This window comes from Sphingomonas sp. AOB5 (assembly GCF_029433115.1).
In the GTDB taxonomy this organism is placed as follows: Bacteria; Pseudomonadota; Alphaproteobacteria; order Sphingomonadales; family Sphingomonadaceae; genus Sphingomonas.
Map to the genome: position 1 here is coordinate 25936 of NZ_JARNTV010000021.1, position 13841 is coordinate 39776.

10 protein-coding genes are annotated in these 13841 nt (G+C 64.6%); 5 read left to right on the forward strand and 5 right to left on the reverse strand.

Annotation, left to right across the window (positions count from 1 at the left end; translation table 11 throughout):
- Positions 1-91: 91 nt before the first annotated feature.
- The 5 genes from P1X14_RS11080 to P1X14_RS11100 all read right to left on the reverse strand — a co-directional run bounded on the left by P1X14_RS11080 (position 92) and on the right by P1X14_RS11100 (position 5941).
- Positions 92-802: a FadR/GntR family transcriptional regulator gene (locus tag P1X14_RS11080; RefSeq protein WP_277315424.1), complete on the reverse strand. Its 711-nt coding sequence runs from the start codon at positions 800-802 to the stop codon at positions 92-94.
- The gene (locus tag P1X14_RS11085; protein ID WP_277315425.1) at positions 802-1578 is read right to left on the reverse strand and encodes an AraC family transcriptional regulator; all 777 of its coding nucleotides are present in this window, start codon (positions 1576-1578) and stop codon (positions 802-804) included. The genes P1X14_RS11080 and P1X14_RS11085 overlap by 1 nt, the downstream gene beginning before the upstream one ends.
- Before the next feature lie 69 nt (positions 1579-1647).
- A complete protein-coding gene (locus tag P1X14_RS11090) occupies positions 1648-2934 on the reverse strand; it encodes an MFS transporter (RefSeq protein ID WP_277315426.1) in 1287 nt (428 codons plus the stop codon).
- Positions 2931-4334 (reverse strand): FAD-linked oxidase C-terminal domain-containing protein, encoded by a 1404-nt coding sequence (locus tag P1X14_RS11095; protein WP_277315427.1) that lies wholly within the window; start codon positions 4332-4334, stop codon positions 2931-2933. The genes P1X14_RS11090 and P1X14_RS11095 overlap by 4 nt, the downstream gene beginning before the upstream one ends.
- 122 nt (positions 4335-4456) lie before the next feature.
- The gene (locus tag P1X14_RS11100) at positions 4457-5941 is read right to left on the reverse strand and encodes a carboxylesterase family protein (protein ID WP_277315428.1); all 1485 of its coding nucleotides are present in this window, start codon (positions 5939-5941) and stop codon (positions 4457-4459) included.
- 227 nt (positions 5942-6168) lie between these two features.
- Here P1X14_RS11100 and P1X14_RS11105 point away from each other — a divergent pair, with 227 nt between their 5' ends.
- From P1X14_RS11105 to P1X14_RS11125, 5 genes are all read left to right on the forward strand, one after another.
- Positions 6169-7575, forward strand: a complete 1407-nt coding sequence (locus tag P1X14_RS11105; RefSeq protein WP_277315429.1) for a toll/interleukin-1 receptor domain-containing protein — start codon at positions 6169-6171, stop codon at positions 7573-7575.
- Entirely contained in the window at positions 7572-9539 is a 1968-nt protein-coding gene (locus P1X14_RS11110) for a hypothetical protein (protein WP_277315430.1), read from the forward strand. The genes P1X14_RS11105 and P1X14_RS11110 overlap by 4 nt, the downstream gene beginning before the upstream one ends.
- Complete coding sequence (locus tag P1X14_RS11115) at positions 9490-12048, forward strand: DUF2610 domain-containing protein (RefSeq protein ID WP_277315431.1); 2559 nt, start codon at positions 9490-9492, stop codon at positions 12046-12048. The genes P1X14_RS11110 and P1X14_RS11115 overlap by 50 nt, the downstream gene beginning before the upstream one ends.
- 759 nt (positions 12049-12807) lie before the next feature.
- Entirely contained in the window at positions 12808-13071 is a 264-nt protein-coding gene (locus P1X14_RS11120) for an AP2 domain-containing protein (RefSeq protein WP_277315432.1), read from the forward strand.
- Between the two features lie 30 nt (positions 13072-13101).
- On the forward strand, positions 13102-13824 hold the full coding sequence (locus tag P1X14_RS11125; RefSeq protein ID WP_277315434.1) for a hypothetical protein: 723 nt from the start codon (positions 13102-13104) through the stop codon (positions 13822-13824).
- Positions 13825-13841: the final 17 nt, after the last annotated feature.

The window sequence follows — 13841 nt, forward strand, 5'->3', positions numbered from 1 at the left end:
AATACTTTGACTGCCAACGCTCCGGCCTTCGCCGGAGCACAGCTAGTTTGCGCAAGGGGTATGCACCGAACAACTCCGGGTGACGGAGATTTTACCCCGTCCGAGTCCCCGCCATCAAATCCTGGATCGACGCATCGAAATGCGCCTCCATCGCCGCCACCGCGGCGGCGGGGTCCCGGTCGGCGATCGCTTTCGCCAGAGCGCGGTGTCCGGCCAAAGTCGAAACCTGCTGGTCGCGCGTCTGGCGGGTGCCCCAGGCCTGCGGGACCGCGACTTCCATCAGCGGGGCATAGGAGCGCACCATCTGGCGGAAGAGCTGGTTGTGCGAAGCATCCGCGATCGCCTGATGGAGGGCGACGTCGATCTTCGTCAGCTCGGGCAAATTCTCCGCCGCAGCGGTCATCGCGTCAGCCAGTTCCACGATGCGCTTCGCCTCGGCATCGGTGCGGCGCTCGGCGGCCAGTGCCGCGATGCGCAATTCGACCGTGCGGCGCACATCCCACACTTCGTTGAAGCTGATCTGCGCGGTCGACACGGCATGGTCGAGCGAGGTCGCCATCACCGATCCGTCGATCGCGCCCACCCGGGCGCGGCGGCCATTGGCGACGTCGAGCACACGCAGCGCGGCCAGCGCGCCGAACGCCTCGCGCATCACCGCGCGGCTCACCCCCAGCTCGGCCGCGAAATGGCTCTCACCGGGCAGATTGTCGCCGACCTTCAGGTCCTGATCGCGGATATGGTTGCGGATCGCCGCCACCGCCTGATGGACCAGCGAGCCGCCCTCCCCTGCTGCGCTCGCCATCAGGCAGCCAGTCGCGTCGCGCGATACTGGGTCGGCGCCACGCCGTAATGGCGCGAAAAGGCGCGCGCGAAGCTCGCATTGTTGAGATAGCCGCAACGATAGCCGATCGACGAAACCGGCAGGTCAGTTACAAGAAGCATCTGCTTCGCCTCCCCCAGGCGCTGCTCGGCAATAGCGTCGGCAACGCTGCAGGAAAAGAGATCGCGAAAGCCCCGGGTCAGCTTAGCGCGATTGAGGCCGCAGGCGCGCGCGATGGTGTCGAGCGTGATCTTCTCGGCCCATTTGTCCTCGATGAAGCGTCGCGCGACCATCAGCCGCTGGCTGTCGGCAAGCGACAGCGACCCGGCCGCGCCGAACGGGACCAGTTCGTCCTCGTCGTGCAGGCGCAGAATCTCGCACACCGCCTCGATGCTCTTGGCGCCGCGATAGGGCAGCCGGGCGCCTTCGGGGAACTGGCAGTCGCGGATCGCGAAGACGATGGCGCGGAGACTCGCCGGCACATGGAACCGCTCGCCGTCGCGCATGTCGAGCTTCGAACCGAGCAGCCGGGTGATCGCCGTGCGGGCAACGACCAGGATCAGCCGTGCCTGGCCCGCATCGCGGTCGAGCTGCGCCGCCGACGGGCGGCTGTGGTGCGAGAAGCTGGTGGTGGAGAAATCGAACACGAAGGCGGAGGACTGCGCCGGCCACGCGGTCTCGCCAAGCAGGCCGGTGCCGACATGGATCACCATCTCGGGCGAAACAGGGATCCGATCCATCGCCGAAACTTCCGTCATGACACCTCTCCAATTCCCTCTATGGGGTGGAGAGGCTATGAACCTATCGGATAGGTTTGGCAATAGCTATCAGACAGGTTCCGCCGTCGCGCTGGCCGGCGCCCGGCGCATCGCCATCCAGAAGGCCACGCAGGAAATCGCGCCGACGATCACGCTGACCCATGCGGTCGCGGTGCCCAGATGCCTGCCGCCCTCGCCCATCGCATCGCTGATCGCGCCGATCAGCGGCGGCGCCACGCCGAAGCCGATCAGCCCCGCCAGCGTCAGGAAGGCGCCGATGCACAGCCCGCGAAGCTCGTTGGGCAGCAGCACGGTGATCGCGATCGCGGTGATCAGCCCGGTGATGGTCCCGCACAGGATCAGCACACCGAAGCCGATACCCAGCCAGGTGACGTCGGGCGCGACGGTGTAGAGACCCGCGGGCACGCCGAGTGCGGAGAAGATCACCGCGCCGATCAGCACGCCGCCCCTGCCCCGGCGATGCCCGGCGTCCGCGGCGATGCCGCCGATGATCGATCCGGCCAAGCCGGTCAGGAACAGCACGGTGCCGATCCACTGGGTCTGCTCGGCGGCCATGCCATAGCTGCGCGACAGGACCGGCGCGATCAGGATACCGGCCGAGGCATCCGCCATCGTCACCGCGATCTGACCGACGAACAGCGGGATCAGGAAGCCACGCCGCGTCCAAAGCTCGCTTACGACGGTGCGGAACGGCGCACCGGGTCCGGCCAGCATCTCGCGCCGCGGCGGCTCGCGCAGCAGGAACAGGGCAGCGATCAGCGCGGCGCTGACCAGCCCGACGATCAGGTGCACGCCGCGCCACGCCTCGAGGCCCCACAGCCCGCTTTCGCCGATCATCGCGAACAGGGTGACGCCGACGGTGAACACCGCCGCCTGCCCCAGCACCTTGCCCACCGTCAGCACCAGCATCGCCCGGCCGCGCTGGCCCGGCGTGCAGATATCGGCGGCCAGCGAGATCGCACAGGTCATCGCGCCCGTCGCACCCACGCCCGCCGCCATGCGGCTGGCCAGCAGCATGCCAAGGTCGTTGGAGAAGGCCGTGCCGATCGATCCGGCAGTCCAGATGCTGGTCAGCACGATCATCAGCCGCAGCCGGTTGGTGCGGTCGACCAATATGCCGATCGGGATCGACAACAGCAGCATCGGGATCGCAGTGCCCAGCCCCTGCACCAGCGTCAGCTGGAAATCGGTGAGGCCAAGCTGCTTGTTGGCCGCGTCCTGCAACGCGCTGAACTGCCCCATCGCCTGCACGCCCAGCGCGACGACCAGCGCGAACAGGATCAGGGTCGGCAGCAGCCGGACGAACGGCGTCTCGCCGGTTTCCGACGCGCTCACAGCGAGAAGATCTTGCCGGGGTTGAACAGGTCCTTGGGATCGATCGCCCGCTTGATCACCCGCATCATGTCCACCGCGTCGCCCAGCTCGTCGACCAGGCAGTCCTGCTTGCCGATGCCGATGCCATGCTCGCCGGTGCAGGTGCCGTCCATCGCCAGCGCGCGGGCCACCAGCTTCTTATTGATCGCGGTCACTTCCTCGATCTCGGCCGGCGCGTTCGGATCGATCGAGAAGACGACATGGAAGTTGCCGTCGCCGACATGGCCCAGGATCGTCGCAGGGATCGGCGACGCGTCCAGATCCTTGCGGGTCTCGACGATGCATTCGGCCAGCCGGCTGATCGGCACGCACACATCGGTGGCCCAGCCCACTGCCCCGGCGCGGAGATTGACCGCGGCATAATAGGCCTCGTGCCGCGCCTTCCACAGCTTCGACCGTTCCTCGGGCAGGTTCGACCAGTTGAACTCGCCGCCACCGTTCATCGACGCGATCTCGCGCACCGTCTCGATCTGCTCGTTCACATGCAGCGGCGATCCGTGGAATTCGAAAAACAGGGTGGTCAGTTCGGGATAGTCGAGCTTCGACCAGCGATTGACCGCCTTCATCTGAAGTTCGTCGAGGATTTCCACGCGCGCCAGCGGCACGCCGATCTGGATCGCCTGCACCACTGTGTCGACTGCGCCGCCGATCGTCTCGAACGCGCAGACCGCCGACGCGATCGTCTCGGGAATGCCGTGCAGACGCAGCGTCACTTCGGTGATGATGCCCAGCGTGCCCTCGGAGCCAACCATCAGCCGGGTGAGGTCATAACCCGCCGCCGATTTGCGCGCGCGGCGGCTGGTGCGGACATCGCGTCCATCCGGCGTGACGACGCGGAGCGACAGCACCGCCTCGCGCATCGTACCGTACCGTACCGCATTGGTGCCAGACGCGCGGGTGGCGGCCATGCCGCCGATGGTCGCGTTGGCGCCCGGATCGATCGGGAAGAAGAGGCCGGTATCGCGGATCCAGGCGTTCAGTTCCTCGCGGCGCACCCCGGCCTGCACGGTGCAGTCCAGATCCTCCGCATTGACCTCCAGAATCGCGTTCATCTCGCTCAGGTCGATAGTGACGCCCCCGCGCACCGGCAGCGTGTTGCCCTCGATCGAGGTGCCCGCACCGAACGGGACTACCGGCACCTCGTGCGCCACGCACAGGCGGACCAGCGCCACGACTTCCTCGGTCGTATGGGCATAGATCACCGCATCGGGCAGCATCGGCTGGAAATGGGCCTCGCTCTGGCCGTGCTGCAGGCGGATCGCCTCGCTGGTCTTCAGCCGCTCCCCGAACATCGCGCGCGCGGCATCCAGGAATGCGGACGGTAGCGCCTTTCGCGGCGGCATGGCGGTTGCAACGGACATCGGACCTCTCCCCCGCCGGCCTTCACAATAGCGGCCGTCCGGTCAGCATCTTCTAAGTCAGCCAGAACCTATCTGAAAGGTCAATGCCTATGCCGTTCGGCGCGAGCGGTTGATCGAACCGCTCAGGGCTGGAACGCAGCAGCAGGCATCGGCGGCTCGGCAATCGCCTTGCCCGCGGCAAGCTGGAAGACCTGCCGCGCCTCGCTGTCGAACGCGTCCCAAGGCAGCGACCCGTCCCTCGCAAAGCCGACCCACAGCGCATGGACGCGGTCCGCCAGTTCCTGCGGCGGGTTCGGTCCCGCCAGCCCTTCCGGCCCCGTCACGCTGGCGAGCGTATCGAACACGAAGCCCAGTTCCATGCCGTGACACGCGCCCAGTTCCCCGCCCGACTGGGGCGAGCGCCAGTCTAGCTCATACATATGCGTGCGCCCGCGATGCTCCTCGGCAAAACGCCGCGCGGGCCAGCGGAACACCAGATCGTTCATCGCATCGGTAAAGGCCTGTCCCGGCTTCTTGCCGCTGCCCAGACCATAGGCCCTCAGCGTCCGGTGCGCGTTCGGATGCGATTTGTGCAGCGCATAGAGCGCCAGCCACTTGCCGATCTTCTCGCGGACACCGGTCGGCACCAGATAGAGGTTCATCTCCTCGGCATTGGTGCCGATCAGCACCTCCACATCGCTGCCGGCGCCCTTCCGCAGCAGATCGAGCGCCGGTTCGGGCAGCACATCGTCGCCATGTACCGGGCTGAACCGGCTGAGACCGAACAGCGGCTCGCGCCCGCTCGCATCGCGCAGGTCGATCCGTGCCGTGGGCTGCGAAATCTTCTCCAGCGCCTTCAGCCCGTCCTCATAGGAAACGCTGCGAAACCCTTCCGCGTCCGGCGAGACCTTCAGCATCTTCGCCAGCTTTTTCACCAGCCGCTGCATCACGCGGATCCCGCGCGTCATCGATCCATGGCCGCTCTGCACGATCGCGCGGCGGAACAATCCCTTGGCCAAGGGCGAGGCGATCAGGTTGCCGATCGACATCGCCCCCGCGGATTCGCCGAACACCGTGACGTTGCCGGGATCACCACCAAACGCAGCTACATTGTCGCGCACCCATTTCAGCGCAGCGATCTGGTCGCGCAGGCCCAGATTGGTTGGAATGCCCGGGATCGGCAGGAACCCGTCAATCCCCAACCGATAGTTGATCGCGACGCACACCATGCCCGACCGCGCGAAACCGCTGCCGTCATGCACGCTGGCATCCTTGCTCCCCAGCACGAACGCGCCGCCATGGATGAACACCATCACCGGGAAGCCCTTCGCCGCGGGATCGGGGGTCCAGACATTGACGCTCAGATACTCGTCTCCGGGCACCCAGCCGGTGCCGATCAGCGGCGCGACGTCCAGCCCCGGAAAGGGCTTCACCAGATGCGGCGCGTTCGGCCCCGGTCGTGTGGCATCGCGCACGCCGTCCCACCCGCCATGCGGCTGCGGCTCGGCAAAGCGCAGCGGACCCACCGGCGCAGCGGCGTAGGGCACGCCCAGAAACCGGACCACGCCGTCGCTCGCGATGCCCCGAATGTTCCCGGCACCGGTCCGGACGATCTGCTCAATTTCCATCGAATTGCGGATATCCCACCCCGCGGCAACCCGCTTCGCCTTTGACTGTGCGCAGCCGCTCTCGAACATTGCCGTTCAACACCCGGCGGAAAAGCAGGTTCATTTCGGTGACGGTAATTGCCGCATAACTGCAGATCGGCATTGGCTAGCTGGAAGAATGAAAATATCGTCATGGTGAAACTGCGATTCGGTATCATTTGCGGTGGCGCTGACTGAGGGGGAGCGTGATGCGCAACAAGGCGCAGGATGATTACGATATTTTCGTAAGCTACGCGTCCGCCGACGATCGCCTTCCTGCGCCGTGCAATCACTGGGTTACCCGCTTCGTCGAAAGTCTGAGCAGCACCCTGACCTATGTTATGGGTGAAGAGCCGCGCATCTATTTCGCACCGCGCACTTCCGAAGCGAATCATGAACTGCGCGATATCGAAGCGGCCTGCCGCAAGAGCCGCATCTTCCTGGCGATCGCTTCGCCCTCCTATCTGACGCGCGACTGGCCCAAGCGCGAGCTCGGCGCGTTTCTTGAGGTCGCGCCCGATCCGCGCCGCCTGTTCGTGGTAGCCACGGCACCGGTCGATGCGGACAGCCATCCGGTGCTGGGCGAGCGGACCCATTCGGCCTTTTATCGCGCGAGCGACGCCAAATACGCCGATTCCGAAAGCCGCGTTCCGATGCCGCTGGTGCCCGATACCGGCGACTTCTTCGATCATCTGCTCGATCTCGCCTTCTCGATCAGCAAGTATCTCGGCCAGCCAGAGGACGATGGAGACACAGCGCCGGAAGAGAAATTCGGCCCGATCCTGCTGGCGCCGACCACCGACGATCTGGAGGAGGAACGCGAGGGCGTACGCCGGTTCTTCGAGCAGGTCGGCATCGAGGTGCTGCCGCGCGCCGAATATCCGCTGGGCGGCGATGCGTTCAAATCTGCCTTTGCCGAGGATCTCGCACGCTGTTCGCATTTCGTGCAGCTGCTGGGCCCGCGTCCCGGCCGCCGCCCACCCGACCTGCCAGAAGGCTATGTCGCACATCAGGCCGATACGGCACGTGCCGCAGGCCGCCCGATGCTGCAATGGCGCAACCTCGCCCTGATCCCGGGCGAGATCCAGGACGCTGCCCACCGCCAGTTGCTTACTGCCGAAACTGTCACCGCGTCGACGCTCGAACAGTTCAAGCGCGACGCCCGCAAGCAGATCACGACCCCGCCCCCGGAACCGGAAACGGCCAAGGCAGGCAAGGATCCAAAGAAGCACATCATCGTCTTCATCAATGCCGAGAAGGCAGACGAAGTCGCGGCCAGGCAGATCAAGGACGAGCTGGGAAGCGACTATTCGGTCTTCCTGCCGCTCTATTCCGCGGAAGGCAGCAACCAGAAGGATTATGGCGAAAAGCTCCGCCAGTGCGATGCGCTGCTGCTTCTCTATGGCGATGCGGGGCCGGTCTGGGTCGAAAGCCAGATGCTGCATGTGGTGAAGACGCTGCGCAACGATCTGCCGCCCGGCGCGATATGCGTCGGCCCGCCGCCCGAAAATCCGCAGGTCAATTTCAGCGTCCCCGGATTCCGTGAGGTCGATTGCCGCGACGGCGCTGTATGGCGGATGGAGCCGATCCGGGAACTGATGACCCAGTTCCAGTGATCACGCTCGACAAATTCCCTTATCCCGGCCTTCGCGCGTTCAATCGCGAGGAAGCCCATCTGTTCTTCGGCCGCGAGGGCTGTGTCGACGAGATGATCGACCGGCTGGCGTCGACGCGCTTTCTCGCGGTGCTCGGTGCCTCGGGGAGCGGCAAGTCGTCGCTGGTCAAGACCGGGCTGCTCAGTTCGCTGCAACTCGGCTTCTTCGCACGCGCCGGCGCACGCTGGACCATCGCGGAGTTCACGCCGGGCGGGCAGCCGATGCGCAACCTTGCCGCCGCGCTCACCGAAGCTTCGGACGCCCCGCGCAAGCCGAGTGTGGACATGCTGCGCGCGCTGCTGGCCCGCGGCCCGCGCGCACTGATCGAATGGTGCCAGAGCGGCGCGCTGAAACCCGGCCATAATCTGCTGATCCTCGTCGATCAGTTCGAGGAACTGTTCCGCTATGGCGACTATGCCGCACGCGAAGAGGCCGAGGCATTCGTCCATCTGCTTCTCGAAAGCGCCAAAGCGGCGGAGGTGCCGATCCACATCGTCCTCACGATGCGGTCGGAATATCTCGGCGCCTGCGCGCTGATCCCGGGCCTGGCCGAGGAGATCAACGCCGGCTTCTACCTGACCCCCCGCATGTCGCGCGAGGAGTGCCGCGCCGCAATCGAAGGCCCCGCCGCGATCGCCCGGTTCGAGATCGATCCCGAATTGGTCAACCAGATCCTGAACGACATGGCGAGCTTTGCGCCATGGGAGGAGCAACGCGGCGTCGCGCAAGGCCAGAGCCTGTCGCGCCGCGCCGATCAGCTCCCGCTGATGCAGCACCTGCTCAACCGGCTGTGGCTGCGAGCCCGTGCGCGCGGCGAACCCGTCGTGCTGCGCATGTCGGACTATGACGAGACCGACGGGCTGGCCGGCGCGCTGAATTCGCACGGTGCCGAAATCCTGGCTCGTCTGTCCCCCGCTGCACGGGATGAGGCCGGTACCGTCTTCCGCGCGCTGGTAAGCGGACCCGACCCGACCAACGCGATCCGCCGCCCCTGCCGGTTCGACGAGCTGGCGGCACAGGTGAAGGGCGGTCCGGCGGTAGCGCGCGAGATCGTCGAGGCTTTTCGCGCGCCCGATTGCAACTTCCTGCGGCCCGAAGCGACGGCGACGCTCGCCGACGACATGCTCATCGACATCAGTCATGAGAGCCTGATCCGGCAGTGGAACACGCTGGCCGGCTGGCTGCAGGAGGAAGCACGCGCCGCGGCGAACTGGCATCGGCTGCTGCTCGGCACCGATCGCCGGGCGAGCGGCGAAGGCGGACTGCTGACCGGCCTCGACCTCGCCTCGCTCGCGGCCTGGTGGGACAAGGAAGAACCGAACAAGCTGTGGGCGGCAAGGCATGGCGGCCGCTTCGAGGAAGCCGAGCGCTTTCTCGGCGACAGCCGCGCCGCCGAAGAGGAAGCGCAACGCCGCGAAACCGCGCGCGCCGCAACCGAACGCAAGCGGCTGATCCAGGTCGTAGCGGTGCTCGCGGTCCTGCTGCTCGCCGCGGCGGGCAGCCTCGGCATGGCATGGTTCCAGGGACGCACCATCGACAGCCAGCGCGAGGAGATCGCGCGCAACCAGGCCAATCTCGAGAAGCAGGCAGCGGAAAAGCGTCGCGCCGAGGAATCGGCAAGCGAGACGCTGAAACAGGCGAGAATCGCAACGGCGCGACTCCGCGAGGCGGAAGTATCGATCGCGGCAGCCCGGGTGCAGGCCGAAAACGAGAAGAAGCAGGCAGCCGACGCACTGGCGGCCGTCGTGCGCGCTCGCGAGGATTTGCAGGGGCGTTTGAGAGACGAAAGCAAGATCGCGCAACGTCAGCGCGGCATCTTCCGTGACAATGATCGCATCGCGGAGAGCGTGAAGGACTATTGCGGGGGGAAAATGGATGAACCAGCTTGCCGTACTATTTATCGCAACGCTGCTCGGGCTAACTAGTCACTACGGCTCGGCATTCGTCTCAAATGGCAACGGGGCTCCACAGCCCCGCGCTACGCCGACTCCGACACAGGCATCTTCCGGAACCGGGCTGTCGATCGACAAGCCCCGAACCGAAAGCCCCCAGGCCTCCCCGCCTCCCGACAGCAAGCCGGATTCGGGCGACATTTCCGGAGGTCTGAACTCGCGCGAAACCACGCGAATGCTGCTTATTTTCGCGGATACCGCCGAACGAAGCGGCGATTCGGCGGGGTCGACAAAGACCCGCCGCCAGCTGTTCGACGACCGGCTCGCGCAGTTGAAGGCAACACCCAAGGATACCCCGGAATACATCACCTTGCTGCGTGACGTCTCCGAAGCAGGCTATTTCCTCATCTGGGGCCTCTATGACGACTACAAGTTCGACGATGCCAGAGGCATCATAACGGAAATCAACAACTTGCTTGCGCCTTATCGCAAGCAGAAGCCCCCGCCCGCGCTGGTATTGCCTCTCACCAGAATGCTGTGGGTGGAATACAGCATCCTCATCGAGAACGATCCGGCTGCGGACAAGCGGGTCCTGTCGGAAATCCTCGCCCTCACCGTCGATCCGGACGCCTATCCGGACGACTATCTCTTCGTCGCAAACCGCCGTTACGGCGCATTATGGTCGATGCCCGGCGAGACGCGCGCGAAATCGCGCCAGTCAGCCTGTGCGCTCGCCGCGGAAATGGACCGGGTGATTTCCGACGAGGACAGCATCCTCCGGCTCATGAAGTGCGATGTCGAGGCTGCGACGACTGCGCAGAACGCAAAAACGTTTCCGGCCGCCTTCGCCGCGCTCGAGCGCGCCCGGCAAAAGGGCCGCCAGTTTCTGAAGGAAGAGCCGGATTCGACGGTGATCCAGATGATGATGGTGAGCATCGAACTGACCGCTTACGATATCGAGTCCGGGCGAAAGCGGAAGGCGGAGGCTGCAAATTACCAGCTCACCGCCGCGAACCTGTTCATCGCTGCGATCGATGGTCGCGCCTATCCGCAAACCTACCGGACCGAGATCAGCGATACCTATGACCGGTTCAACGATCTCGAATTCGCGGATCTGCCGCAATATACGACCGCGGAAGCGCGGACCGAAGCCTCGCTGAAACTGTTCCAGCGTATCGGTACGGCAATCGAGCGCAGCAGGCAGGTCTTTCCGCTTTCGCCGAGCTACGCCCTGGTCGCCGCCGACGCCTGGGTCCGCGTGGCCAAGATCCAGCGCGAGCGAAAGGATCTGCCCGCCGCAGACAAGAGCAGCGAGCTTGCGGTGACCGCGATCGCCGGCGGACGTCTGGTTTCGGCGCATCGCAACTATTCGGAACTGCCCACGACCGAATGCGAAGCCTATGCCGTCCGCATCCGCGTCCTGATCGAACTGGACCGGACCGACGCAGCGATCACTACCAATAACGAGCTTCAGAAGTGGTGCGGCCCATGGATTCAGCGCTATCCTTGGGACTTCTACATGCGGCAGCATTGGGTCAGTTCCGCGAACCGGCTCGGCATCCATCTGCACCGCAAGCGCCGCTATGCCGAAGCCATTCCGTTGCTTGAACTCGCGTCCAACTGGGGGACCGAAGAGAGCAGCTTCTATCTCGCCGACATCTACCGCAACGGCCGCGGGGTTCCCGCCGATGGCGAGCGCGCTTCCTACTACACGACCCTCGGCAGCCGGCAGGGGATGAAGCGCTTCACGGTGCCCACCGACTTCGCCGGCACCAAATTCCCGTTCCATGTCTATGTCCTGCACTATCCCGGGCCGCTGTGCCCGGTCCAGAAGGAGCCGCTGCCGCCGGAGCTGAAATGCGCCGGATTCACGGGAATCGACGATCAGGTCGAATGGGTGAAACAGGCGCGGGGCGGCCATGTGCCAGACGACGTCACCACCTCGTTCCAGAAGCTCGAAAAGATCGCGCGCGACAACAACGTGTCGTTCCCGGAACTGGCGGTCTATGCGCTCGGGCTGGCTCAGAATGAGGACGCCGAGAACGCGAAGAAGAAGGCGATATCAGGAAAGAACACGACCAAACCGGCACCGCCTCGTCAGATCGCGGCGAAGCCGAAGGCGGCCGCACCGCCCCCGCCGCCCCGGGCACGCGTCGCACCGGTATCGCTGAACTCGAGGTTCTTCTACCACGTCCGGGGCGCGCCGCGTGCCCGCTGGATCGAAGCCACCGTGGTTCCGTACCGTCCCGGCGAGATGTGCTTCTCGTGGGTCATCAGCGTGGCCCCGCAAAAGGGCGACTTCGAATTCTTCGAGGAATTCCGCCTGCCGTCCCCGCCCAAGGATCTGCCCGAGCCTTCGGAAAGGATCTCAGTGCTGGAAGGGCGTCAGATGGTGCGCACGCGGCTGTCCGATCATATCCGCGACGGCGAGATCAGCAGCGGCTGGTGCATCGGCGAGGGCGACCCGATGGGCACGCACACGATCCAGGTCTGGTATGGCAAGGAATCGCTCGCCAAGTTCGAATTCGACCTGGTGGAGTAGGCGCTCATGCGGCGGCGCGGTCGGGAACGTCCCTGCCGCGCCGTCCGGCGGCGGTAGTCCGTAGTAACCGGGAGACCATGGCGGAGAGGGAGCCATCGAAATGGCTGAAATCCGTGCCTTTTCGTACCTTTTCCGAAGTGTGCCAATGGCACGGTAATTCAAACGAGATGCGTTGGCACAATTTGCCACGGCCGCCGAACTTTTCGCTTTCACAGTTGTCACAGTGTGCCAGTCGAGGCTCGGTCGAGCATGATATGCCGCCAAGCGGCCGGCGGCATTATATCCGTTCGGATAGCCGCAGCGGCCCTGCATCGGATCAGACCGGTCCCCCTGGGGAAGGGGCCTCGGAAAAAACCAATCCATACAATGGCTTAAATTAGGTTGCACTACTGGGAGACCGTCAAGTCTCCTTAAGGATACCGTTACGGTTCACCCTAAGGTTTTATCTGTTGGGTATGTCTTCCGTAGGGATATCGTGAAGTGTCCTTTGAGCGTCTTCACGAAACTAGCGGGTTCAATTCGATCTCCTGTCATGTGAACTCCGGCCCATGGGCATTGCGACAATTCGCCTTAAGTCACCGGTGACGGAGTGCCCGCGTCATATTGAGTTGCACCCTATGGAGATAGAAGCCCGGCCCATACCCCCCGATGGCGGGCATTGCGGCTTCTCAATTCCGTCACCATCCCAGACGGCTTCGAGTCAACATTGCCATGTTGGCGAGGTCCGGGTTGGGAAAGGGGGCGGTCATAGGAGACCCCATGTCAATTGCCATTTATGAGCCGAGCAGTTCGGTAAGTCGCGGCCGCCTCCGCCGCCGCCTGAAGTCGGCTCCCGCGAAAACAAATCGTCTCGGGATCACCGGCGTTCTGTTGCAGCCCTCCGGGCGGTATCGAGCACGCCTAACTATCAACGGGCGTATCTACAGCCTCGGAAGCTACGCGACCGCCGAACAAGCGTCGGATGCGCGCAAGCTGGCCCAGAAGGCCCTCAAAGGCCCTCTCGCGTTTCTGATCGCGAACTGAATGAGGCCCAGCCAAACGAAATTCACGCCGATGTACAGCCACGACGACAGGCATGTCGCTGTGCGGCTGTTTGAGACCGCGGCAACGGGGTCTCAGCTAGATCCGGATGAAATCAACCGTGCGGTCGCTGCCGGATCAATTGAGGTGCGCAACGCTGCTGATTATTTCGGCGTCAAGCACTGGCCCGTTGTCCCCGACGATCTAGCGCTCCCTGGCCGCCCAATCCGCGAGCTACCAGTTATCATCGCCCGCTATGCTGACGGACAATCGTGGCTTACCGAGGTGCTGCAAGAGATCATGGCCTTCGCCGCTGCCGGCCGCTTGGGAACCGGTAAGTATCGACTGGAAGCCCTGTCCGCCGCCTTGCGCGACTTGAGAGCGATCCGCGATGGTATGCGCCGCATACGTTCAAAAGCCGGAAGGGCTGGCCGCGCCATGATCCGGCGATACACGGGCTTTCGAAATCAACCCGCACACCCCCAATTTTCGGCTTTCGAAATAACGCAGATGGCTGCGCCCCTCGTCTCGCGATGGGCGGTCGAGGTCGCCGCTCGCCCAGATGAGAGCCCGTCGGCTATCGCTCGTGAACTCTTGGTCAGCAGTAGATTGATCCTTGATATCGAGTATCTCGAAGCCTCCGATACCGCCCCGGCGCCCCACATTCAGTTGCTCAGTCAAGACGCGAGAGATCGCTTAGCGGCGCTCACTCCCCGACGCGCCATTCGCGTGCAGGACGTCCTCGACGGCCGATGAGCGCGCCCTACGCCCAA

Excerpts from the sequence above, each read along its gene's own strand:
- P1X14_RS11080 (WP_277315424.1), bottom strand. The coding sequence starts at position 802 with ATGGCGAGCGCAGCAGGGGAGGGCGGCTCGCTGGTCCATCAGGCGGTG.
- P1X14_RS11085 (WP_277315425.1), bottom strand. The coding sequence starts at position 1,578 with ATGACGGAAGTTTCGGCGATGGATCGGATCCCTGTTTCGCCCGAGATG.
- P1X14_RS11095 (WP_277315427.1), bottom strand. The coding sequence starts at position 4,334 with ATGTCCGTTGCAACCGCCATGCCGCCGCGAAAGGCGCTACCGTCCGCA.
- P1X14_RS11100 (WP_277315428.1), bottom strand. The coding sequence starts at position 5,941 with ATGGAAATTGAGCAGATCGTCCGGACCGGTGCCGGGAACATTCGGGGC.
- P1X14_RS11105 (WP_277315429.1), top strand. The coding sequence starts at position 6,169 with ATGCGCAACAAGGCGCAGGATGATTACGATATTTTCGTAAGCTACGCG.
- P1X14_RS11115 (WP_277315431.1), top strand. The coding sequence starts at position 9,490 with ATGAACCAGCTTGCCGTACTATTTATCGCAACGCTGCTCGGGCTAACT.
- P1X14_RS11120 (WP_277315432.1), top strand. The coding sequence starts at position 12,808 with ATGTCAATTGCCATTTATGAGCCGAGCAGTTCGGTAAGTCGCGGCCGC.
- P1X14_RS11125 (WP_277315434.1), top strand. The coding sequence starts at position 13,102 with ATGTACAGCCACGACGACAGGCATGTCGCTGTGCGGCTGTTTGAGACC.